Origin of the sequence: Anaeromyxobacter dehalogenans 2CP-1 (assembly GCF_000022145.1) — a bacterium.
GTDB lineage: Bacteria > Myxococcota > Myxococcia > Myxococcales > Anaeromyxobacteraceae > Anaeromyxobacter > Anaeromyxobacter dehalogenans.
In genome coordinates, this window is sequence record NC_011891.1 from 695960 (window position 1) to 717052 (window position 21093).

A 21093-nucleotide genomic window follows, 5' to 3' on the forward strand; every position below is an offset into this window, starting at 1 on the left:
GGGGCCGCTTGACCCGATGACGTGAATCTTTATACTCGACCCCGGCCGTCCACGTTGGTCACGGCCGAGGCCCCTGCATCTTAGAGGTTCCGGGCGCGATGAAGATTCCCATCTACATGGATTACCACGCGACGACGCCCGTCGATCCGCGCGTGCTGGAGGCCATGCTCCCGTACTTCACCACGGAGTACGGGAACGCCGCGTCGAAGAGCCACGCCTTCGGCTGGAAGGCCGAGGAGGCGGTGGAGGCAGCCCGCGAGGAGGTCGCGAAGCTGATCGGCGCCTCGGCCAAGGAGATCGTCTGGACGAGCGGCGCGACCGAGTCCGACAACCTCGCGGTCAAGGGCGCGGCGCACTTCTACCAGGCGAAGGGCAAGCACCTCGTCACCTGCAAGACCGAGCACAAGGCGGTGCTCGACTCGATGCACGCCCTCGAGCGGCAGGGCTTCGAGGTCACCTTCCTCGAGCCCGAGCGCGACGGCCGGCTCGATCCCGCCAAGGTGCAGGCGGCGCTGCGCCCCGACACGATCCTCGTCTCGGTGATGCACGCGAACAACGAGACCGGCGTGGTCCACCCCATCGCCGAGATCGGCCGCATCGCCCGCGGGGCGGGCGTGGTGTTCCACTGCGACGCGGTGCAGTCGATCGGCAAGATCCCGTTCGACGTCGAGGCGATGAACGTGGATCTCGCCTCGATCTCCGCGCACAAGATGTACGGCCCGAAGGGGATGGGCGCGCTCTACGTCCGCCGCAAGCCGCGCGTGCGCCTCGTCGCCGAGATGGACGGCGGCGGCCACGAGCGCGGCTTCCGCTCCGGCACGCTGAACGTCCCCGGCATCGTGGGCATGGGCAAGGCGGCCGAGCTGGCGCGGCTGGAGCGCGACGCCGAGGCGGTCCGCGTCACCGCGCTCCGCGAGCGGCTGCGCAAGGGCCTGGAGAAGGAGCTCGATCTCCTGACCGTGAACGGGAGCCTGGAGCACCGCGTCCCCGGCAACCTCAACGTGAGCTTCGCCTACGTCGAGGGCGAGGCGCTCATGATGGCGGTGAAGGACGTGGCCGTCTCCTCCGGCTCCGCCTGCACCAGCGCGTCGCTCGAGCCGTCGTACGTGCTCCGGGCGATGGGCGTGTCCGAGGACCTGGCCCACTCGTCGATCCGCTTCGGCCTGGGCCGGTTCAGCACGGAGGAGGAGGTGGACTACACGATCCGCCTCTTCGGCGAGAAGGTCCGCAAGCTGCGCGAGATGTCGCCGCTCTACGAGATGGTGAAGGACGGCGTCGACCTGAACCAGATCGAGTGGGCGAACCCACACTAGGACCGGGACTGCTCGAGCCGGTCCACGTGGACGGGAACGAGGGAAGGAACGACCGATGGCGTACTCCGAGAAGCTCATCGACCACTACGAGCACCCCCGCAACGTCGGCTCGCTCGACAAGAACGATCCGGACGTCGGCACGGGCCTGGTGGGCGCCCCGGCCTGCGGCGACGTGATGAAGCTGCAGATCAAGGTCAGCGACGACGGCGTCATCGAGGACGCGAAGTTCAAGACGTTCGGCTGCGGGTCGGCCATCGCCTCGTCGTCGCTCGTGACCGAGTGGGTGAAGGGCCGGACGGTGGAGGAGGCCCTCACCATCAAGAACACCGACGTGGCGAACGAGCTGAACCTGCCGCCGGTCAAGATCCACTGCTCGGTCCTGGCGGAGGATGCCATCAAGGCGGCGGTGGCCGACTGGCAGAAGAAGCACGGCCGGGAGCCGTCGGTGAAGCCGAACACGGTCCAGGGCGATCGCAGCGCGCTCATCGAGAAGGGCGTGCTGAAGTCCGGGATCTAGGAGCGCGGGACATGGCGGCGGCGATCGAGATCAGCGAGAAGGCGGCGGTGCAGATCAAGGCGCTCGGCGCGCAGAAGGGCACGCCCGCGGGCGGGCTCCGCCTCGGCGTGAAGGGCGGGGGCTGCTCGGGCCTGTCGTACTTCATCGACTGGTCGAACGAGCCGGCCAGGTTCGACCAGGTCATCGAGCGCGACGGCGCGCGCGTGTTCGTGGACCCGAAGAGCGCGGTGTTCCTCGCCGGCACCGTGATCGACTGGCAGCAGACGCTCATGCAGACCGGGTTCGTGTTCCGGAACCCGAACGTGAAGAGCGCCTGCGGCTGCGGCGAGTCCTTCACGATCTAGCCGCCCCGGCTGGATCGCGTTCCCGCTTCGCCCCGCGCCACGGCGCGCAGGCAGGGCGGGAACGATCGTTATCGGGGCCACGGAGGCCGCGTGGCGCACTGCTGGAGCTGCAAGGCGCAGGAGGAGCAGCAGACCCCCTTCTGCCCGAGCTGCCAGAAGATCCAGCCGGTCGGGCGCACCGAGGACTACTTCTCGCTGCTCGGCCTGCCGCGCCAGTTCGCGCTCGATCCCGCGGAGCTCGACCGCAACTTCCGCACGCTCTCCCGCTCGCTGCACCCCGATCGCTTCGCCAAGGCGGAGGCGCGAGAGCGCCGCCTCTCGCTGGAGCGCGCCACCCGGCTGAACGACGCGCACCGCTACCTGAAGGACTGGCGCCTCCGCGCCGCCTACCTGCTCAAGCTGGCCGGCACCGACGTGTTCGCCGAGGGCAGGACCTTCGCCGATCCGCAGTTCCTGGAGGAGCAGCTGGAGTGGCGCGAGGACATGGCGCTCGCCCAGTCGGATCGCGACGCGGCCGGCCTGCGCGACATCGCGGCCCGCGCCCGGGCCCGCCTGCAGGCCCTCGAGACCGAGGTGGCGCGCTGCTTCGAGGACGATCACTGGTTCTCGGAGCTCGTGATCGAGATCGCTCGCCTGCTCTCCCGCGCCCGGTATTACGATCACATCATCGCGGACGCGGAGCGCGCCAGCGCGGCGGTCGCGTCCTAGCGATCCGTAGTAGAAGAAAGCCATGCCCCGCGCGATCGGGATCGACCTCGGCACGACCAACTCGCTCGTCGCCCACGTGGACGAGCGGAACCGCCCCCGCATCCTCCCGGTGGACGAGGGCAGGCCGCTGCTCGCGTCGGCGGTGTTCTATCCGCCGGACGGCAGCGTCGAGGTCGGCGGCGCCGCCAAGCGCCGCGCCCCCGAGCGGCCGGTGGACACGATCCTGTCGGTGAAGCGCTTCATGGGCCGCGGTCCGGGCGACATCCGGCCGGAGGACCGGGGCATCTACCAGTTCGACGAGGCCGGCGCGATGGTGCGCCTCCGCGTCGGCGGCGGGAAGCGCACGGTGACGCCGATCGAGGTCTCGGCGGAGATCCTGCGCGTGCTGCGGCGCGCGGCGGGCGAGGCGCTGGGCGGAGCACCGGGCGGCTGCGTGATCACCGTGCCGGCGTACTTCGACGACGCGCAGCGCCAGGCCACCAAGGACGCCGGCCGGCTCGCCGGGCTGGACGTGCTGCGCCTCCTGAACGAGCCGACCGCGGCCGCGGTGGCGTACGGCCTCGACAAGCGCTCGCAGGGCGTGTTCGCGGTCTACGACCTGGGCGGCGGCACGTTCGACGTGTCGATCCTGCGGCTGGAGGAGGGCGTGTTCGAGGTGCTCTCCACCGTCGGCGACACGCACCTCGGCGGCGACGACTTCGACCGCCTGGTGGCGCGCAGGCTGCTCGACGGCGGCCTCACCCCGCCCAGCGCCGACCCGTCGCCGGCGGTGCTGCGCGGCGCGGTGGCGGCGGCGCAGCGGATCCGCGAGGCGCTCACCGACGAGGAGACCGTCGAGGCCGAGGTGGAGCTGCCGGAGGGTCATCACCTGCGGGCGCGCCTGACCCGTGCCGAGCTGGAGGCGCTCATCCAGCCGGTGGTGGAGCGCACCACGATCCCGTGCCGGGCGGCGCTCCGCGACGCGGGCGTCGAGAAGGTGGACGGGGTGGTGCTGGTGGGCGGGGCCACCCGCACGCCGCTGGTGCGCCGCCACGTGAAGGCGCTCTTCGGCCAGGAGCCGCTCACCGACCTCGACCCGGACACGGTGGTGGCGCTCGGGGCCGCGGTGCAGGCCGACGCGCTCGACCGGGGCGGGCGCGAGGACGTGCTGCTGCTCGACGTCATCCCGCTCTCGCTCGGCGTCGAGATGATGGGCGGGGTGGTCGAGAAGATCATCCTGCGCAACTCCACCATCCCGGCCTCCGCCACCCAGCAGTTCACCACCTACGCCGACGGCCAGACCGGCATGGTGATCCACGTGGTGCAGGGCGAGCGCGAGCTGGCCCGCGACTGCCGCTCGCTGGCCCGCTTCACGCTGAAGGGCATCCCGCCCATGCCGGCCGGCATCGCGCGGGTGGAGATCACCTACTCGGTGGACGCGGACGGCATCCTGCAGGTCTCGGCGCGCGAGCTCACCACCGGCATCGAGCAGCGGATCCAGGTGAAGCCCACCTACGGCCTCACCGAGGAAGAGGTCGAGCACATGCTGGTGGAGAGCATCGAGCACGCCGAGGAGGACGTGTCCGAGCGCTTCCTGCGCGAGTGGCGGGTGGAGGGCGACCGGATCCTCTCCTCGCTCGAGACCGCGTTCGCGATGGACGGCGAGCTGCTCCGGCCCGACGAGCGGGCCGCCGTCGAGGAGCGGATGCGCGGCCTGCGCACCGCCATGGAGGGCACCGACTACCTGGCCGTGAAGGCCTGGATCGAGTCGGTGGACGCGGCCTCCAAGGCGTTCGCGGAGCGGCGCATGGACAAGCACGTGGCGAAGGCCATGGCCGGCCACCGCGTGGACGAGTTCGGCGACGCCCCGCCCGCCACGGGCGCGAAGGGCGAGGACCAGGAACACGGGGAGGAGGGCTGACGTGCCAAGGGTGACCTTCCTCCCGGACGGGAAGTCGGCCGAGGTGCCGGCCGGGACCTCGATCCTCGACGCGGCCGAGGCCGCCGACGTGGACCTGCCGCACAACTGCGGCGGGGTCGCGGCGTGCACCACCTGTCACGTGTGGATCGAGCAGGGGCTCGCCTCGCTCTCGGAGCTCGGCGACCGCGAGGACGACAAGCTGAACGAGGCGGCGGGGCTCGCGCCCAGCTCGCGGCTCGGGTGCCAGGCCTGCGTCGGCGGCGAGGACGTGGTGGTCCGCATCCCCGGCAACCGCATCGCGTCGTGAGCCGCGGCCGCCGCGGCCGGCGCTGGAGGCGAACATGAAGTGGACGGACGTGCGGGACATCGCGATCGAGCTGGCGGACCGCCACCCCGGCGTGGCGCCGCTCTCGGTGCGCTTCACCGACCTGCACCGCTGGGTCCGCGAGCTGCCCGGCTTCGCCGACGACCCGGAGAAGTCGAGCGAGAAGGTCCTCGAGGCCATCCAGATGGCCTGGCTCGACGAGGTCGAGTAGCGGCCCTATCGCGCCCAGGCCAGCAGGGCGGGCGCGATGCGCGGGAGCGGGAGCACCTCGACGGCCCCGCCGCGGGCGATGGCCTCCTTCGGCATCCCGAACACCACCGAGGTGGACTCGTCCTGCGCGACCGTGTGCGCGCCGGCCCGTCGCAGCTCCACCATCCCGTCCGCGCCGTCGTCGCCCATGCCGGTGAGCAGGATGGCGAGCGTGCCCGGTCCCGCGACCCGTGCGGCCGAGTGGAACAGCACGTCCACGCTGGGCCGGTGCAGCGAGACCGGCGGGCCGTCGGACACCACCGCCACCAGCCCGCCCGCGCGCTTCACCGAGAGGTGACGGTTGCCGGGCGCCACCAGCGCGCGCCCGGGCAGCAGCCGATCGCCGTCGGCGGCCTCCTTCACCTCGATCCGGCAGAGCTTGTCGAGGCGCCTCGCGAACTGCTCGGTGAACACCTCCGGCATGTGCTGCACCACCGCGATGGCGGGCGCGTCGGCCGGCATCGCCTCGAGCAGCACGCGCAGCGCCTCGGTGCCGCCGGTCGAGGCGCCCACCACCACCAGCTCGGCGCGCCCGGGCCGCGCCGCGAGCCGGGGGGCGGGACGGGGCTGGGCGCCGGCCGGTGCCCGGGGCAGCGGGCGGAGCGCGCGGACCCGGGCCCGCAGGCGCGCCTGCGTGGCGGCGCGGACCACCTCCACGATCCGCCGCGCCGACTCCTCCAGGAACCCCTTCACCCCGAGGCGCGGCTTCTCGATGACGTCCACCGCGCCGTGCTCCAGCGCGTGCAGCGCCACCTCGCTCCCCGGCCCGGCCAGGCCCGAGCACACCACCACCGGCACGGGATCCTGGGCCATGACGCGGTCGAGGAACGTGAGCCCGTCCATGCGCGGCATCTCGATGTCGAGGACGATCGCGTCCGGGCGGGCCCGGCGCATCTTCTCCATCGCCACCAGCGGGTCGATGGCGGTCTCGACCTCGAGCCCGGCCCGTCCCAGGATCTGGGACAGCGCCATCCGGACCACCGCCGAGTCGTCCACCACCAGGATGCGCGGCGCCACGGGCAGGACCTCAGGCGGAACGCGCCGGCGGCGCGTCGGCGGCGAGCTGGTACACGGTGGGCACGACCGCGCGCGCCCGGGTGGAGAGGCCGCCCAGGCTCTCGGCGTGGCCGAGGAACAGGTGGCCGCCCGGCACCAGCCGGTCGAGGAGCCGGTTCACCACCTTGGCCTTGGTGTCGCGGTCGAAGTAGATGAGGACGTTCCGGCAGAACACGAGGTCGAAGTGCCCGATGGCCGGGTACGGCTCCTGGCTGAGGTTCAGGCGCGCGAAGCGGACCAGGCGGCGGATCTCCGGCCCTGCCTTCATGAGGCCCTCCTGGCTGCCGAAGCCCCGCAGCATGTAAGCCTTCAGGTACGCCGCCGGGATCTCCTTCGCCTTCTCCACCGGCCAGAGCGCGTCCTCGGCGCGCGCCAGCACCTTCGTGGAGAGGTCGGTGGCGACGATCTCCACCTCCCAGCCCGGCAGCCCGGCCAGCAGCGACATGGCGAGCGAGTACGGCTCCTCGCCGGTGGAGCACGCGGCGCTCCACACGCGGGCCCGCCGCGGCCGCCGGCCCGCGTCCGCCTCGGCCACCCAGGCCGGGACGATCCGCTCGGCCAGCAGGTCGAAGTGGCGCGGCTCGCGGAAGAAGTGCGTCTCGTTGGTGCAGATGGCGTCGAGCATCCGCACGCGCTCGGCGCCGTCCTCCACCACGCGGTCGTAGTACTCGCCGTAGCCGTGCAGCCCGAGCTCGCGCAGGCGGCGCGCCAGCCGGCCCACCAGCAGCGCCTTCTTCACCGGCGCGAGCCAGATGCCCGCCTCGCGGTTGATGAGCGCCTGGAAGCGCAGGAAGTCGCGGTCGCTCACCGTGGCGAGCGGGCGCGGTTCGACCAGCGCGGCGCGGCGGGGCGCGCCCTCCTCGGCGGCGCGGCTCACGGGGCGGGCGGCGCCTCCGCGGCGGGCTCGGGCGCGGCGGCGGCGGCGTCGCCGGCGGCGCCCTCGGCGGCGGGCGCCTCGGCCTCGGGCAGCCCGTCGCGCACCGCCTCGGCGAACTCCTTCTCGTCGGCGGAGATCACCCGGTCGAGGTCGAGCAGCAGCACGAAGCGCTTGCCGACCTTGCCCATGCCGAGCAGGAAGTCCACGCGGACCTGGGTGCCGAAGGACGGGGGCGGCTCGACGTCGTCGAACCCGAGCTCGATCACCTCGCGGACCGCGTCGGCCATGACGCCCACGACCGTGGGCTGGCCCTCGAGCAGCGCCTCGACGATCAGGATGCAGGTGAGGCGGGTCACCTCGGTCTCGGCCAGGCCGAACTTCACGCCCAGGTCGATCACCGGGACCACCGCGCCTCGCAGGTTGATGACCCCGCGGACGGAGCGCGGCGTGGAAGGCACGCGCGTGATCGCCTCGTACTGCAGGATCTCCTTCACCTTGAGGATGCCGACGCCGTACTCGGCGCCCCCCAGCGAGAAGGACAGGTACTGTGCGCGCTGCGCGCTCTCGGTGCTCTCGGCCATGGTTCCTCCCTCGGGTTCGCGATGCCTCAGGCGGCCGCCTGCGCCGCCGCCCGGCGGAGCGTCTCGCGCAGGATGCCCGCCACGTCCAGGATCAGGGCCACCCGGCCGTTGCCCAGGATCGACGATCCCGAGACGCCGGCCACGGCGCCCACCAGCCCGCCCAGCGGCTTGATCACCGTCGAGCTCTCGCCGTGCAGCACGTCCACGGCCACGCCCGCCACCTGGGCGCCGTGCTGCACCACCACCACGTTCTCGCGCTGCGGCGCGGCGCCGGCCACCTTGAAGTGGTCGCGGAGCCGCAGGTACGGGAGCGGCTTCCCGCGCACGTTGATGACGCCCCAGGGCGCGCCGGCCCGCGTCTCCTCCGGCGGGAGCTCCAGGCACTCGGAGACCGCGTCGAGCGGGAGGATGTACGTCTCGCCGCCCACGCCCACCTTGAAGCCCTGGATGATGGCGAGGGTGAGCGGGACGCGCAGGGTGATGGCGGTGCCGTGCCCCGGCTCGCTCTCCACCGACACCGAGCCGCGCAGCGCCTCGATGTTGCGCCGGACCACGTCCATGCCCACGCCGCGGCCGGACAGCTCGGTGACCGCGTCCGCGGTGGACAGGCCCGGCTCGAAGATCAGGCCGGCCGCGTCCTCGGGGCCGATGCGGGCGGGATCGGAGGCGAGCCCGCGCGCCACCGCCTGCTGCGCGATGCGCCGCACGTCCAGGCCGCGCCCGTCGTCCAGCACCTGCACCACCATGCTGCCCGCGTCGTGGAACGCGCGCAGCGTGAGCGTGCCCACCGGCGGCTTGCCCGCGGCGCGCCGCTCGTCGGGCCGCTCGATGCCGTGGTCGAGCGCGTTGCGGACCATGTGCAGCAGCGGGTCGCGGATGTGCTCGATGACCGCGGTGTCCACCTCGACGTCCTCGCCCTCCATCACCAGCCGGGCCTGCTTGCCCAGGTTCGAGGCGAGGTCGCGCAGCGTGCGCACGTGCTGGTGGAACGTCGGCCCGATGGGCACCATGCGGGCCTTCATGATCAGCTCCTGCAGGTCGAGGTAGAGCCGGTCCGCCTCGCGGTGCGCGTCGAGCGCGTCCTCCGCCGACACCCCGCCACGCCGCTCCAGCATCTCGCCCAGGCGCCCGCGCGCGATGGCGATCTCGCCCGACAGGTTGAGCATGCGGTCGAGCTTGCCCACGTCGACGCGGAGCGTGCGCGCGGCGGCTGCGTGCGGCGCGTGCGGCTCGTGCGCGTCCGGCGCCTCGGCGGCGCCCGAGGGCGCGGCGCGCTCGGCCACCGCCGCCCGGGCCGCCTCGGCCAGCCTGGCGCGGAACGCCAGGACCGCGTCCGAGGCGCCGCCCCCACCGGCCCCGGCCTCGGCCTCGGCCACGGCCCGGCGGAGCACGTCCACCGACTGGAGCAGCAGCGTCACCAGCGCGTCGGTGACCGCGAGCGTCTTCTGGCGGAGCCGCTCCAGCACGTCCTCGAGGTCGTGCGCCACGTCGCGCGCGCCGTCGAACGACACCAGCGACGCGGCGCCCTTCAGCGTGTGCACGTCGCGGAACAGCGCGTTCAGGAGCTCGTCGTCCTCCGGCGTGCGCTCGAGCGCGAGGAGCTGCTGCTCCATGTGCGCGAACGTCTCGTCCGCCTCCGCCAGGAACGTGGCGAGCAGCGCCTCGCGATCGATCTCGAGCTCGTCCATCACCGCTCCCTAGAGCTGCCGCACCCAGGCGGCGCCGTCGTCCACGTGGAAGATGAGCTTGCGCCCCCGCGCGCCGCCCACGTCGCGGTCGAGCACCGGGATGTGGGCCTCCTCGAGGAGGCGCAGGGCCAGCTGTACGTTCTCGTCGCCGAGGTTGCGTGCGCCGCGGAACGCGCCGATGACGCTGGCGCCGCCGAAGACCTTCGCGACCAGGCTCGCCCGCCGCGCCCCGGCTCGCTCCACCGCCTCGACGAGCTGCGGGACCGCGACCGTGCCGAAGCGCGCCGACTGCTCGCGCTCGACGTGCAGCGGCAGCAGGAAGTGGTTCATCCCGCCCACCCGCGCGACCGGATCGTGCAGGCACACCGCCACGCACGAGCCGAGCACGGTGACGATCGCGGTCGGCTCGGTCGCCACGGCGATCTGGCCCGCGTGCAGGTACACCTGGGCGCGGCCGCCGCCGCCCGGGGTCTCCCCGGCCGCCGGCGCTGCTCGATCCGGCGCTGCGCCGGTGGTGCGGGTCACGGTCAGCTCGCCGCGCCGGCGCGCTCGGCCTGCGCGCGGAGGTGGAGCGCCAGGCCCGCGTGCGCCGAGAGCAGGTCGAACACCGCCTGGTCGGACTCGCCCAGGCCCGGCTTGTGGCCGAGCAGCCGGAAGATCGCGAGCACCGCGGTGACGCGGTCGCCGACGCGGAGCGGGATGCAGGCGGTGAGGTCCCGGTCCGCCTCGTCGGGCGAGCCGTCGCGGCCCGCCACGTAGAGCCGGCCGGTCCGGGCGGTGCGCCCGATGGCGCCCTGGCCGAGCGCGATCTCGCGGAGCGGGCCGGGCGCCACGCCGAACGCGTGCGCCAGCACCAGCTTGCCGTCGCGCACCTCGAGCAGCGCCAGCTCCTCGGTCCCCACCACGTTGATGACGATCTCCTGCAGCGCGGTGAGCACCTCGGCGCGGGTGGGCGCGCCGTGGATCCGCTCCAGCGCCACGAACAGCTGCGCCAGCTCGGAGTGGCGCTCCTCCACCGCCACGTAGTCGTCGGAGACGCGCTGGTGCTCGGCCTCGATCTCCGCAAGCCGGTCGCGCAGGCGGGCGCGCTCGGCGGTGGCGTGCTCGACCGCCTCGCGCGCCAGCGCCAGCTCGGCCGCGAGCCGCTTCTTCTCGAGGTCCACCGCCGCGGGCGGCGACGGCTCGGCGGCGGCCGGCACGGGCGCGGGCGTCGAGGCGGAGTGGCGCGACTCGGAGAGCCGCTCCTTCTCGGTCCGGAGCGAGCTGATGAGCTCGCGCAGCTTCTCGTTCACCTGCTGCAGGTCGCGGCCGGTGCCGCCCGGCTTGCCACGGATGTCGCTCATGCGCGTCGCGCTCCGGCTACTGGCCGAGGCAGCTGCGCACCTTGGCGAGCAGCTCGAGGCCGTTGATGGGCTTGGTGACGTAGTCGGTGCAGCCGCTCGCGTAGCCGGTCTCCACGCTGGCGAGCTCGCCGCGGGTGGTCACCATGATCACCGGGATGGCGGCCGTCTCCTCGTGCTCGCGGAGCTTGCGGCACGCCTCGAAGCCGTCCATGCGCGGCATGACCACGTCCATCAGGATGAGGTCCGGCCGCTCGGCCCGCGCCTTCTCGACCCCCTCCTGCCCGTCGCGCGCCGTGACCACGTCGTACGCGCTCTTCGCGAGGATCATGCGTTCCATGAGCAGCACGGTGCTCGAGTCGTCCACGAGCAGGATCTTCTTCCGCTCCATCTCGCCTCCAGGTCGGCCTCGCACTCCGTGCAAGCCTGGCACCACGCGGCGTCCCCGCGCCACGGGACGGTGTGGTCGCCGCGGGGGAGCGCGCACACACCCGGCGGCCGATCGGATTTCCCTGGAACGGCGGCTGGATGCGACCGAGCCGCGCCGCGCCTCCGCCCTCCGGTGCGGCGGCTGCGCCGGCCGGCGCGGACGCGTACCCGCAGTCGTTCCACCGCGAGCGCGTGCGGGGCCGGGTCGCCGTGGCCCCTCGGGTCGCGCGCGCGTGGGTGAGGACGCACCTGTCCCCGGGACGCGTGACCGCCCGGGCGGCGTACCGCGCGGCCGAGGTGCGTCCCATGCCCACCGCGCAAGGCCGCGGAACGACGGTCCGGCGCGCTGGTCCGCCCCGTGCTCTCGTCGGGCCGCATGGCCTCGCCCCACCTCGCCCTCCTCGCGGCCGCGCTCGCGCTCTGCGCCGCGGCGCCCGCGCGCGCCCAGCCCCGCGCCGCGCCGCCGCCCGCCGGCGCGCCGTATGCCATCGTCTACGCCGCGCCCCCGGCCGCCGTCGCCCGCGGCGCCGATCCCGCCGGCGCGGGCGACGCGGCGGACGCCGAGGTCGCCGCGCTGCAGGCCGCGGCCGCACGCCGTGCCGAGCGCGCCGGCTCCCTCTCCGGCTCCTTCCCGGCGCGCGCGCGGCTCGCGGCGCTCCTGCCACGCATCACCGCCGAGTACCGCCACGAGGAGCAGTCGAACCGCGTGGTGGGGCTGCAGGGCTCGGGGGAGGTGGACTACCTGCGCGTCGCGCCCGGCAACACGTTCCTCCTCCGCGCCACCTGGGACCTGGGGCGGCTGGTGGCCGCGCCGGGCGAGCTCCAGGCGGCGGCGCAGGACGCGGCGCGCGCGCGGCGCCGGGACGAGGCGGTGGCGCGGGCCACCCGGCTCCACTTCGAGCGGCAGCGGCTCCGGGTCCGGCTCGTGCTCGCGCCGCCGGCGGAGTCGCTGGCGCGCGCCGAGCTGGAGCTGGAGATCGCGCGGCTCGGCGCCGAGCTGGACGCGGTGACCGGCGGCGCCGGGGTGGCGCGGTGAGCGGCCGCCGGGCCGGCCCGGTGAGCGGGCGGCGCGCAGCGCTCCCCGCGGTCATCTGGGCGGCGGCGCTCGCGGCGGGCTGCGGGCTGCCCGAGGCGGCGCCGCACGTGCGGGTGATCGCGCTCGAGCCGGCCGGGCCCGGCGTGGCGCCGGAGCTGGCCGAGGCGGCGGTGACGTTCAGCGCGCCGGTGGACCCCGCCGGCCTGGCGGATGGGGCGCGCCTCGTGCTCGTGCCGGCCGACGCGATGAAGGCAGCGCTCGACGCGGTCGAGTCGGAGGAGGGCGGGGCGGGCCTGGCGCAGGCGGTGCCGGCGCGCGCGGCGCTGGATGCGGACGGCACGCGCGCGGTGCTCCGGCCGGACGCACCGCTCCGCGCGCACGCCGGGTACGCGCTCGTGCTCTCGTCGCGGGCCCGCGCGGCGGATGGCCGGCCGGTGCTCGACGCCGACGGTCGCCGCCGGCCGTCGATCGCGACGTTCGAGACCGGCGCCGCCGCCGGGCCTCCGCCGGCCCCGGCGCTGACCGAGGTCCGCGCCGACGCGGCCACGCCGGAGGCGGGCGGCGAGTACGCCGAGCTCGCCAACCTGGGCGAGGGTCCGCTCGACCTGTACGGCCACCGGCTGGCCAAGCGCACCTCCACCGGCGGGCTCTCCTCGTGCGCGCTCCCGCCGGACGCGGTGGTCGCGCCGGGCGAGGTGGTGGTGCTGGCGGGCGGCGCCTATGACGGACGGTACGCGCTGCCGGCGGGGACGCGCGTGCTCGCCTGCGGCGCCACCGCGCTGCTCGGCGGGATCGCGAACGATCGCCCGCCGGAGCTGCTGCTGCTCGACGGGAGCGGGGCGATGGTGGCGAGCTTCGGGGCGGCCGGCGTCGCGCCGGTCTGTGCCGAGGCCGCGGCGGTGAAGCGCGATCCCGCGGGCCCCGATGTCGCGGCCAACCTGGCCTGCGCCGCCGGCTCGCCGGGCGCGCTCTGACAGCGCGTCAGCCGGCGTTCTCGGCGATCCACTTTCCGAGCAGCTCGCCCTTCGAGAGGAAGCCGTCCGCGCCGCACTCCGCCACCAGGCGCTGGACCTTCTCCTTGTCCTCGCCCGAGCAGAACAGCACCTTGATCGACCGGAAGCGCTCGTTCTTCTTCACGAACCGGCAGAACTGCCCGCCGTCCACCTTCGGCATGTTGACGTCGAGGAGGATGAGGTCGGGGCGGGTCTGGCGCTTCAGGATGATCGAGGTCGCCTTCTCCGCGTCGGGCGCGTAGTGGATCTCGAAGCCCTTCGCCTCGAGCTCCTCCTGCAGCAGGCGCGCGACGATCTCGGAGTCGTCGACGATGAGGACGCGCCGCCGGGCGCCCACCGCGGCGGTGAAGCGCTGCGCGAAGTCGTCGGTGGCCGGCGAGGCCACCGCGCCGTCCAGCGTCAGCTCCGCGGCGGCGCGGGTCAGCTCCTCCTGCGCACCCTCACCCACCAGCAGCGACCGGCCGGCGAAGCCGCGATCGCGCAGCAGCGCGGGCGCCTGCCGGGCGCGCCCCGCGTCCACCAGCAGCGCCGCCGCGCCCTGCACGTGGGGCAGCAGCGCGTGCGGTTCGCGCTCCAGCGCCACCTGGTGGCCGGCGGCCTCCAGCGCCATCCCGGTCACCTGTAGGATGATCTCGCTCTCGCAGCAGATGAGGACCTTCACGCGTTCCCTCGGGACGGGAGAAATTAGCACCGATCTTGCCCGGCCGTCCCACCCTCGCGGATAATCCCGCGCCGAATGGCCGACCCGAAGCCCACCGACGCGACGGGCGCCGACGCCTGGTACTTCTGCCTCCGCCTGCTGGGCGCGCGCTACGCGTTCGAGGCGCCGCTCGTGACCGAGGTCGTGCGCCTGGGACCGCTCACCCGGCTCCCCGCCGCGCCCGCCTTCCTCCCCGGCGTGTTCACGCACCGTGGCGAGGTGCTGCCGGTGCTCGACATCGGCCTGCTGGTGGGCCACGGCGCCGTCGCCATCCGCGCCAGCACCCGCGCCGCCATCGTGCACTGCGGCCCGTGGAAGGTGGCGGTGGTGACCGAGGGCGTGGAGGGGCTCGTCGCGATCCCGCGGCGCGCCATCGAGCCGCCGCCGGCCGAGTCCTCCGGCATGGCCGAGTTCCTCTCCGGCGTCGGGCGCGATCGCGCCGGGACGGTGGCGGTGCTCGACCTGCCGCGCCTGGTGGAGACGGCCCGCGCGCGCGCCGTTCCGGCGGGGGGCCCGGCGGCGTGACCGAGCCCAGCAGCGAGATCCTCCTGTTCCAGGTGGGCGCGCGCGTGTTCGCGGCCGTGGTGCACGACGCCGTGCGGATCGGCGCGGTGCGCGACGTCTCCGAGGACGACCTGGTGCTGGAGAGCGCGCTGGGCGCGCCGTTCGCGCGCGAGCGCGGCATCGTGGTGGCGAGCCACGAGGGCGCGTCCGAGCGCACGCTGGTGGTGGACCAGGTGGTCGGGGTCCGCAGCGTGCCGGAGGCCGACGTCCAGCCGCTCCCCGCGTTCGCCGCCGCCTGCCTCGTCTCCGGCGCCGTCACCGGCCTCGTCATGCTGGACGACGCGCCCCTGCTCCTCGTCGATCTCCCCACCCTGGTCCGCGAGCGCTCCCCCGCCGCGCCCGAGCTCACCGCCTGAAGAGGCCCACACCGATGCGCGACCCCTCCGAACTCGACAAGCCGAAGAAGAAGCCCGCCCGCGCCGCGAGGCCCGCCCGCAAGACCGGCGTCGCCCCCGGCGACGCGTTGCAGGTCGAGGCGTTCCTGCGCTCCTTCGCCGCCGGCGAGCACGGGGTGGCCCGGCTCGACGTCTCCGCGTTCGCGGATCCGATGCTGCGCGGCATCGCCGAGGCCGCCAACGCGGCCGCCGACCACGCGGCGGGGCAGCTGGACGCGTCGCGCCAGCGCGTGCAGGTCGTCACCGCCGGCGTCGACGAGGCCATCGAGGCGATGATCCGGCTGGTCATCCAGGGCGACCTCTCGGGCACGCTGCGGCTGGGCGTGAGCGACGCGGCGCTCGCGCCGCTCATCGCCGGCATCGGGCAGGTGATGGAGACGCTGAAGCGCTTCGTCACCGAGATCCGCGAGGCGGCGCTGCAGCTCTCGACCTCCTCGGCCGAGGTGCTCGCCGCCGCCACGCAGAACGAGTCCTCCACCAGCGCGCAGGCCTCGGCCATCCACGAGACCACCGCCACGATGGAGGAGCTGAAGGGCGCCTCGCACCAGATCGCCGAGAACGCGCAGATGGTGGCCGCCATCGCCGAGCAGACGCTCACCGGGGCGAAGCAGGGCGAGGGCGCCATCAAGTCGTTCATGTCCTCGATGGAGAAGGTGCGGCACAACGCGGTCGAGGTGGACGACGCCATCGCCAAGCTGTCGAAGCGCGTGGAGCGCATCGGCACGGTGGTGGAGGTGATCGACGAGATCGCCGACCGCTCCGATCTGCTCGCGCTGAACGCGGCGCTGGAGGGCGCCAAGGCGGGCGAGGCCGGGCGCGGGTTCTCCATCGTGGCGGCGGAGATGCGGCGGCTCGCCGAGAACGTGATGGAGTCCACCAAGGAGATCAAGAACCTCATCACCGAGATCCGCGAGGCCACGCACGCCGCCAAGGAGGCGTCGGACGGCAACAAGCGGATGGCGGCCGAGGGCGAGCAGCTCGGCGGCAACGCCATGACGAGCGTCTCCGGCATCCTCTCCGGGATCCAGGAGACCAGCGACGCGGCCCGCGTCATCCACCTCGCCACCCAGCAGCAGCGGACCGCCACCGAGCAGGTGGTGCAGTCCATGTCGGAGATCGAGGAGGTCACGCGGCAGGCGCAGACCGGGTCGAAGCAGGCCACCGGCGCCGCCTCCGAGCTGACCAAGCTGGCCGAGCGGCTCGCGGAGCTGGTGAAGCGCTTCAAGGTCGAGTAGCCGCGGGGCGCCCCGCAGACCGCCGCCGCCATGGGCATCTCCGAAGAGATCCGCCAGAAGCTGCTCCCGCGCTTCCGCGAGACCACCGCGGACCGCGTGGAGAAGATCTCGGCGGCGCTGCTCGAGATCGAGCGCGGCGCCGCGACGCCCGAGGTGCGCGAGGAGCTGGCCCGCGAGCTCCACACGCTGAAGGGCGAGGCCCGCATGATGGGCTTCGCGGGGATCTCCACCGTGGTGCACGCGGCGGAGGACCTGCTGAAGGCGCTCCCGGCGGAGCGCCCGGGCGACCGGATCGACGCGCTGCTCAGCGCGTGCGACACGATCCTGCCCATGCTCGACGCGCCCGCCGACGGCGGCGCCGCCGCGACCGCGCTGGCGGAGCGGATGCGCGCGCTCATCTCCGGGGGGCCTGCGCCCGAGGCCACCGCGGCGGCCCCCGCCGCGCCCGCCCCCGCCGCGCCGCCGGCCGCGCCGCCGGCCGCCCCGTCCCCCCCGCCGCGCGAGGCCGAGGCCGCCCAGCCCGCTCCGCCCGCCGCGGTCCCGCACGCCGAGGAGGCGCCGCGCGCCGAGCTGCGCGGGGACAAGCCCGCCGCGTCCATCCGCGTGGACGTGGACCGGCTGGACGAGATCGCCGCCCTGGCCGGCGACGTGATGGTCGAGGGCGCGCGCGCGATGCGCCGCTCCAAGGACCTCGTCGGCCTGTTCGCCCGCTGGGCGCGGATCTCCGACCGCGTGGTGGCGCTCGCCGAGCGCGTGCGCGACCCCCGCACCGCCAAGCTGGTCGAGCAGATCGAGGGCGACGTCCACCTGCTCCGCTCCGACACGTTCCGCTTCGCGCGCGTCCACTCCGAGGCCGCCTCGAGCGCGCACGCGCAGCTCGGCCAGCTCTCCGAGCGGATCGGCGAGGCCCGCCTCATCCCGCTCTCCGGCGTGCTGGCCGGCTTCCCGCGGGCGGTGCGCGACATGGCGCACGAGCAGGCGAAGGAGGTCGAGTGCGTGGTGCGCGGCGCGGAGACCGGGGTGGACAAATCCATCCTGCTCTCGCTGAACGACCCGCTCGTCCACCTGGTGCGCAACTCGGTCGATCACGGCGTCGAGGCGCCGGAGGAGCGCGAGGCGGCCGGGAAGCCGCGGGTGGGGCGCATCACCATCTCGGCGCGGACCGACGGCGACCTGCTCGCGGTGACGGTGGACGACGACGGGCGCGGCATCACCCCGGCGGCGGTGCGCGCCGCGGCCCTGCGCAAGGGGCTCATCGGCGAGCAGCAGGCCGCGAGCCTCTCGTCGCGCGCGGCCCTGGACCTCATCTTCACCCCCGGCTTCTCCACCCGAGAGCAGGCCGGCGAGACCAGCGGCCGCGGGGTGGGGCTCGACGTGGTCCGCAAGCGCGTCACGGCGCTGGGCGGATCGGTGACGGTGGAGTCGAGCCCGGGCAAGGGCACGCGCTTCACGCTGCGCATGCCGCAGTCGCTGTCGCTGATGAAGGTCCTGCTGGTCCGGATCGACGACGACGTCTACGGCGTCCCGGCGGTGGACGTGGACAGCGTGGGCCGGCTCGACCCCAAGGACAGCACCGAGGTGGCCGGCATCCGCGCGGTGCGCTACCGCAACCGGCTCATGCCGGTGGTGGCGCTCGGGCCGCTGCTCTCGCTGAACGGCGGCCCCCGCGCGCAGCGGCCCATGGTCGTGTACGTGAGCCACGGGTCCGAGGGGGCCGCGGTGGTGGTGGACGGCCTGCACGGCGAGCGCGAGGTGGCGGTGAAGGCCCCGGGCGCGTTCCTGAAGGGCATGCGCTTCGTCACCGGCGCGGCGGCGCTGGAGGACGGGCGCGTGGCGGTGCTGCTCTCCACGCCGGACCTGGTGAACGCCGCCCGCCGGCTCGCCTCGCCGGCCATGACCCGGGGGCGCGATCGCCGCCGGCTCCGGATCCTGCTGGTGGACGACAGCGCCATCGCGCGCGAGGCCGAGGCCGCGCTGCTCCGCTCGCTCGGCCACGAGGTGGACGAGGCGGTGGATGGCGAGGACGGCTGGGCGCGGCTGCAGAACGGCCAGTACCACCTGCTCGTCACCGACGTGCAGATGCCGGTGCTCGACGGCATCGACCTGACCCGACGGGTCAAGGCGACGCCGCGCTTCGTGAAGCTGCCCATCGTGATCATGTCCTCGCTCTCGGCGCCCGAGGAGCGGCGGCGGGGCGTGGACGCCGGCGCCGACGCCTACCTGGTGAAGGGCGAGCTCGACGCGGAGAGCCTCGCGGTCACGCTCGAGCGGCTGTGCGGGGTCCCCACGTGAGCCTGGCCGCGGGGGACCGGCCCATCCGCGTGCTGGTCGCCGACGACTCCGAGCTGTTCCGCGAGCTGCTCGCGCGCGTGGTCGCGGCCGAGCCCGGCTTCGAGGTGGCGGCGGTGGCGGCGGACGGCGACGCGGCGGCGGCCATGGCCCGCGCGCTGCGGCCGGACGTCGTCACCATGGACCTGCACATGCCCGACGCCGACGGCTACTCGGGCATCGCGCGGATCATGGCGGAGACGCCCACGCCCATCCTCGTGCTCACCGCGAACCCCACCGAGGCGGCGGGCTTCCGCGCCCTCTCGCTGGGCGCGCTCGACATCCTCGAGAAGCCGTCGGCCACCGCCGACCTGGGCGAGTACGGGCGGCTCATCCGCTCGCGGCTGCGGCTGCTCGCCGGCGTGAAGGTGATCCGGCACCTGCGCGGCCTGCGGGAGCGCCGCGACGCGGCGCCGGCGCACGGCGCCCGGGTGGAGGTGGTGGTGATCGGCGCCTCGCTGGGCGGCCCCCGCGCCCTCGCGGCGGTGCTCCGCGGCCTGCCGCCCGACTTCCCCGCGCCGATCGCCGTGGTCCAGCACATCGCCGACGGCTTCACCGCCGGGCTCGCCGGCTGGCTCGCGCAGGAGTCGCGCCTCGACGTGCGCGAGGCCCGCGACGGCGAGCCGCTGCGGCCCGGGCGCGTGCTCATCGCGCCCACCGGCCGGCACCTGGTCCTCGGCGAGGGCGTGGCGCGGCTCTCCGGGGCGCCGCCGGTGGACACGTTCCGCCCGTCGGTGACGCCGCTCTTCACCTCCGCGGCGCGGCAGTACGGGCGGCGCTGCTGCGGCGTGCTGCTCACCGGGATGGGCCGGGACGGCGCCGAGGGGCTGCGGGTCATCAAGGACGCGGGCGGTCCCACGCTGGCGCAGGACGAGGCCACCAGCGCGGTGTTCGGGATGGCGCGCGCCGCGGTGGAGCTCGGGGCGGTGGACCGGGTGCTGCCGGTGGACGAGATCCCGCGCGCGCTCCGGGAGCTGACGCGGTGAAGCCGATCGCGTCCGAGCACCTGCTGGAGCTGGCCGCGCTGCTCAAGGAGCGGGTCGGGCTCCACGTGCGCCGCGAGGGCCACTCCGCGCTGCGCATCGCGGTGGCGGCGCGCCTCGAGGGCCTGGCCGCGGTCGCGGACTCCGGCGCGTACCTGGCGCTGCTCCGCTCCGGCGCCGGCGACGAGGAGCTGCGGCGCCTGCTCCCGCTCGTCACGGTGGGCAAGACCAGCTTCTTCCGCGACGAGCGGCAGTTCCGGGCGCTCGACGCGATCCTGCCGGGTCTGCTCGAGCGCGCGCGCTCCGGCGGGCGGCGCGTGGCCATCTGGTCGGCCGGCTGCGCCACCGGCGAGGAGCCGTACTCGATCGCCATGGCCGCCGCCGACGCCGGGGCGGGCCCGGACGACGTCGAGATCCTCGCCACCGACGTGAACCCCGAGGCGGTCGCGTTCGCCGCGCGCGGCGCCTACGACCCGCGGCGCGTGCGCGAGATCCCCGCGCACTACCTCGGCCGGCACTTCGATCGCGACGGCGACGCGTTCCACGTGCGCTCCGGCCTCCGGCGGTACCTGCGCGCCATCCGCCCGCACAACCTGGTGTCGTCCGCGTTCCCGCGCCCGGCCGAGGGCGGCTGGGACGTCGTGTTCTGCCGGAACGTCATCATCTACTTCGACACGCCCACCACGCAGGCGGTGCTGGCGCAGTTCCACGAGGCGCTCGCGCCGGGCGGGTACCTGTTCCTCGGCTACTCGGAGTCGCTGTTCCGGCTGTTCGACGGCTTCGAGCTCACCGAGGTCTCCGGCGCGTTCCTGTACCGCCGCCCCGAGGCGCCCACCCGCGCCGGCCCGTCCGCCCCGCTCGCGCCGCCGTCCCGCCCGCACCTGGTGCAGATGCCGGCGGCGCCGCCGCCAGTGCGCCACCTCTCGCTGGTGCCGCCGCCCGCCGCGCGTCCCTCCGCGCCCGCGCCGGACCCCGAGCCGCTGCCCCTCGCGCCGCAGGAGTACCTCGACGCCGCGGTGGCGCTGTTCGCCGACGGCCGCTTCGGCGCCGCGCGCGAGCTGCTGGAGCGGCTGCTGGAGAAGGGCGGCGACGACCTGGCCGCGCGGCTCACGCTCGCGAACCTGTACGGCGTGCTGCGCCAGCCCGACCGCGCCCGCGCCAGCTACCAGGCCGCGCTGGCGCTCGAGCCGCTCAGCGCCGAGGCGCACCTGTTCTACGGCATCCACCTGCTCTCGGGCGGCGACGCCGAGGAGGCCGCGCTGGAGCTCGCGCGCGCGCTGTTCCTCGACCCCGATCTCGCGCTCGGCCACTACTACCTGGGCCGCTGCCGCGAGGCACAGCGCGACGTGGTCCGCGCCCGGCTGGCGTACCGCAACGCGCTGGAGGCGTACCGCCGCCGGCCGGACGGACGGGCGCAGGCGTTCCTGGGGTACTATCCGGACATCCCCGAGGACGGCAGCGCGTTTGCGCGCGCGGCCGAGTACGCGCTCGCCGCCTTGTAGGGCGGCCCGG

23 protein-coding genes are annotated in these 21093 nt (G+C 74.7%); 15 read left to right on the forward strand and 8 right to left on the reverse strand.

Annotated features, from left to right (window positions below):
• The first annotated feature begins 98 nt into the window (after window positions 1–98).
• The 7 genes from A2CP1_RS03085 (at window position 99) to iscX (ending at window position 5318) form a co-directional block, all read left to right on the forward strand.
• The gene (locus tag A2CP1_RS03085) at window positions 99–1313 is read left to right on the forward strand and encodes an IscS subfamily cysteine desulfurase (protein WP_012632021.1); all 1215 of its coding nucleotides are present in this window, start codon (window positions 99–101) and stop codon (window positions 1311–1313) included.
• A gap of 55 nt (window positions 1314–1368) precedes the next feature.
• Entirely contained in the window at window positions 1369–1830 is a 462-nt protein-coding gene (iscU, locus tag A2CP1_RS03090; RefSeq protein ID WP_012524699.1) for a Fe-S cluster assembly scaffold IscU, read from the forward strand.
• A gap of 11 nt (window positions 1831–1841) precedes the next feature.
• The gene (locus A2CP1_RS03095) at window positions 1842–2174 is read left to right on the forward strand and encodes a HesB/IscA family protein (RefSeq protein WP_012524700.1); all 333 of its coding nucleotides are present in this window, start codon (window positions 1842–1844) and stop codon (window positions 2172–2174) included.
• A 90-nt stretch (window positions 2175–2264) separates the two neighbouring features.
• A complete protein-coding gene (hscB, locus tag A2CP1_RS03100) occupies window positions 2265–2882 on the forward strand; it encodes a Fe-S protein assembly co-chaperone HscB (RefSeq protein ID WP_012524701.1) in 618 nt (205 codons plus the stop codon).
• 22 nt (window positions 2883–2904) lie between these two features.
• The gene (gene hscA, locus A2CP1_RS03105) at window positions 2905–4782 is read left to right on the forward strand and encodes a Fe-S protein assembly chaperone HscA (RefSeq protein WP_012632022.1); all 1878 of its coding nucleotides are present in this window, start codon (window positions 2905–2907) and stop codon (window positions 4780–4782) included.
• A 1-nt stretch (window position 4783) separates the two neighbouring features.
• Entirely contained in the window at window positions 4784–5089 is a 306-nt protein-coding gene (locus A2CP1_RS03110; RefSeq protein WP_012632023.1) for a 2Fe-2S iron-sulfur cluster-binding protein, read from the forward strand.
• A gap of 34 nt (window positions 5090–5123) precedes the next feature.
• Window positions 5124–5318 carry a Fe-S cluster assembly protein IscX gene (gene iscX / locus A2CP1_RS03115; protein ID WP_011419658.1) on the forward strand — a complete coding sequence of 65 codons (195 nt, stop codon included), beginning with the start codon at window positions 5124–5126 and terminating at the stop codon, window positions 5316–5318.
• A gap of 5 nt (window positions 5319–5323) precedes the next feature.
• Here iscX and A2CP1_RS03120 read toward each other — a convergent pair whose 3' ends face one another.
• The 7 genes from A2CP1_RS03120 to A2CP1_RS03150 are packed head-to-tail and all read right to left on the reverse strand — an operon-like array spanning window position 5324 to window position 11289.
• Entirely contained in the window at window positions 5324–6373 is a 1050-nt protein-coding gene (locus A2CP1_RS03120; RefSeq protein ID WP_012632024.1) for a protein-glutamate methylesterase/protein-glutamine glutaminase, read from the reverse strand.
• A gap of 10 nt (window positions 6374–6383) precedes the next feature.
• Window positions 6384–7289, reverse strand: coding sequence for a CheR family methyltransferase (locus A2CP1_RS03125; RefSeq protein ID WP_012632025.1), 906 nt, complete (start codon window positions 7287–7289; stop codon window positions 6384–6386).
• Complete coding sequence (locus tag A2CP1_RS03130; protein WP_012632026.1) at window positions 7286–7870, reverse strand: chemotaxis protein CheW; 585 nt, start codon at window positions 7868–7870, stop codon at window positions 7286–7288. The genes A2CP1_RS03125 and A2CP1_RS03130 overlap by 4 nt, the downstream gene beginning before the upstream one ends.
• Window positions 7871–7896: 26 nt before the next feature.
• Window positions 7897–9558, reverse strand: a complete 1662-nt coding sequence (locus tag A2CP1_RS03135; RefSeq protein ID WP_012632027.1) for a chemotaxis protein CheA — start codon at window positions 9556–9558, stop codon at window positions 7897–7899.
• 9 nt (window positions 9559–9567) lie between these two features.
• Window positions 9568–10083 carry a chemotaxis protein CheD gene (locus A2CP1_RS03140; RefSeq protein WP_012632028.1) on the reverse strand — a complete coding sequence of 172 codons (516 nt, stop codon included), beginning with the start codon at window positions 10081–10083 and terminating at the stop codon, window positions 9568–9570.
• Between the two features lie 2 nt (window positions 10084–10085).
• Window positions 10086–10901: a GAF domain-containing protein gene (locus tag A2CP1_RS03145; RefSeq protein ID WP_012632029.1), complete on the reverse strand. Its 816-nt coding sequence runs from the start codon at window positions 10899–10901 to the stop codon at window positions 10086–10088.
• A gap of 16 nt (window positions 10902–10917) precedes the next feature.
• A complete protein-coding gene (locus tag A2CP1_RS03150) occupies window positions 10918–11289 on the reverse strand; it encodes a response regulator (protein ID WP_012632030.1) in 372 nt (123 codons plus the stop codon).
• A gap of 414 nt (window positions 11290–11703) precedes the next feature.
• Between A2CP1_RS03150 and A2CP1_RS03155 the strand changes: the two genes are divergently transcribed.
• Window positions 11704–12363: a hypothetical protein gene (locus A2CP1_RS03155; RefSeq protein ID WP_012632031.1), complete on the forward strand. Its 660-nt coding sequence runs from the start codon at window positions 11704–11706 to the stop codon at window positions 12361–12363.
• Window positions 12360–13337: a lamin tail domain-containing protein gene (locus A2CP1_RS03160; protein ID WP_012632032.1), complete on the forward strand. Its 978-nt coding sequence runs from the start codon at window positions 12360–12362 to the stop codon at window positions 13335–13337. The genes A2CP1_RS03155 and A2CP1_RS03160 overlap by 4 nt, the downstream gene beginning before the upstream one ends.
• Before the next feature lie 7 nt (window positions 13338–13344).
• On the opposite strand, the gene A2CP1_RS03165 is transcribed toward A2CP1_RS03160, so the two are convergent.
• Window positions 13345–14037, reverse strand: coding sequence for a response regulator (locus A2CP1_RS03165; RefSeq protein WP_012632033.1), 693 nt, complete (start codon window positions 14035–14037; stop codon window positions 13345–13347).
• A 75-nt stretch (window positions 14038–14112) separates the two neighbouring features.
• Between A2CP1_RS03165 and A2CP1_RS03170 the strand changes: the two genes are divergently transcribed.
• Genes A2CP1_RS03170 through A2CP1_RS03195 form a run of 6 tightly spaced genes read left to right on the forward strand, consistent with a single transcriptional unit; the run spans window position 14113 to window position 21083 of the window.
• Complete coding sequence (locus tag A2CP1_RS03170; RefSeq protein ID WP_012632034.1) at window positions 14113–14601, forward strand: chemotaxis protein CheW; 489 nt, start codon at window positions 14113–14115, stop codon at window positions 14599–14601.
• The gene (locus A2CP1_RS03175) at window positions 14598–14996 is read left to right on the forward strand and encodes a chemotaxis protein CheW (RefSeq protein ID WP_012632035.1); all 399 of its coding nucleotides are present in this window, start codon (window positions 14598–14600) and stop codon (window positions 14994–14996) included. The genes A2CP1_RS03170 and A2CP1_RS03175 overlap by 4 nt, the downstream gene beginning before the upstream one ends.
• Window positions 14997–15010: 14 nt before the next feature.
• Complete coding sequence (locus A2CP1_RS03180) at window positions 15011–16270, forward strand: methyl-accepting chemotaxis protein (RefSeq protein ID WP_012524716.1); 1260 nt, start codon at window positions 15011–15013, stop codon at window positions 16268–16270.
• A 30-nt stretch (window positions 16271–16300) separates the two neighbouring features.
• Window positions 16301–18562, forward strand: a complete 2262-nt coding sequence (locus tag A2CP1_RS03185; protein ID WP_012632036.1) for a hybrid sensor histidine kinase/response regulator — start codon at window positions 16301–16303, stop codon at window positions 18560–18562.
• Entirely contained in the window at window positions 18559–19584 is a 1026-nt protein-coding gene (gene cheB, locus A2CP1_RS03190; protein WP_012632037.1) for a chemotaxis-specific protein-glutamate methyltransferase CheB, read from the forward strand. The genes A2CP1_RS03185 and cheB overlap by 4 nt, the downstream gene beginning before the upstream one ends.
• Window positions 19581–21083: a CheR family methyltransferase gene (locus A2CP1_RS03195; RefSeq protein ID WP_012632038.1), complete on the forward strand. Its 1503-nt coding sequence runs from the start codon at window positions 19581–19583 to the stop codon at window positions 21081–21083. The genes cheB and A2CP1_RS03195 overlap by 4 nt, the downstream gene beginning before the upstream one ends.
• Window positions 21084–21093: the final 10 nt, after the last annotated feature.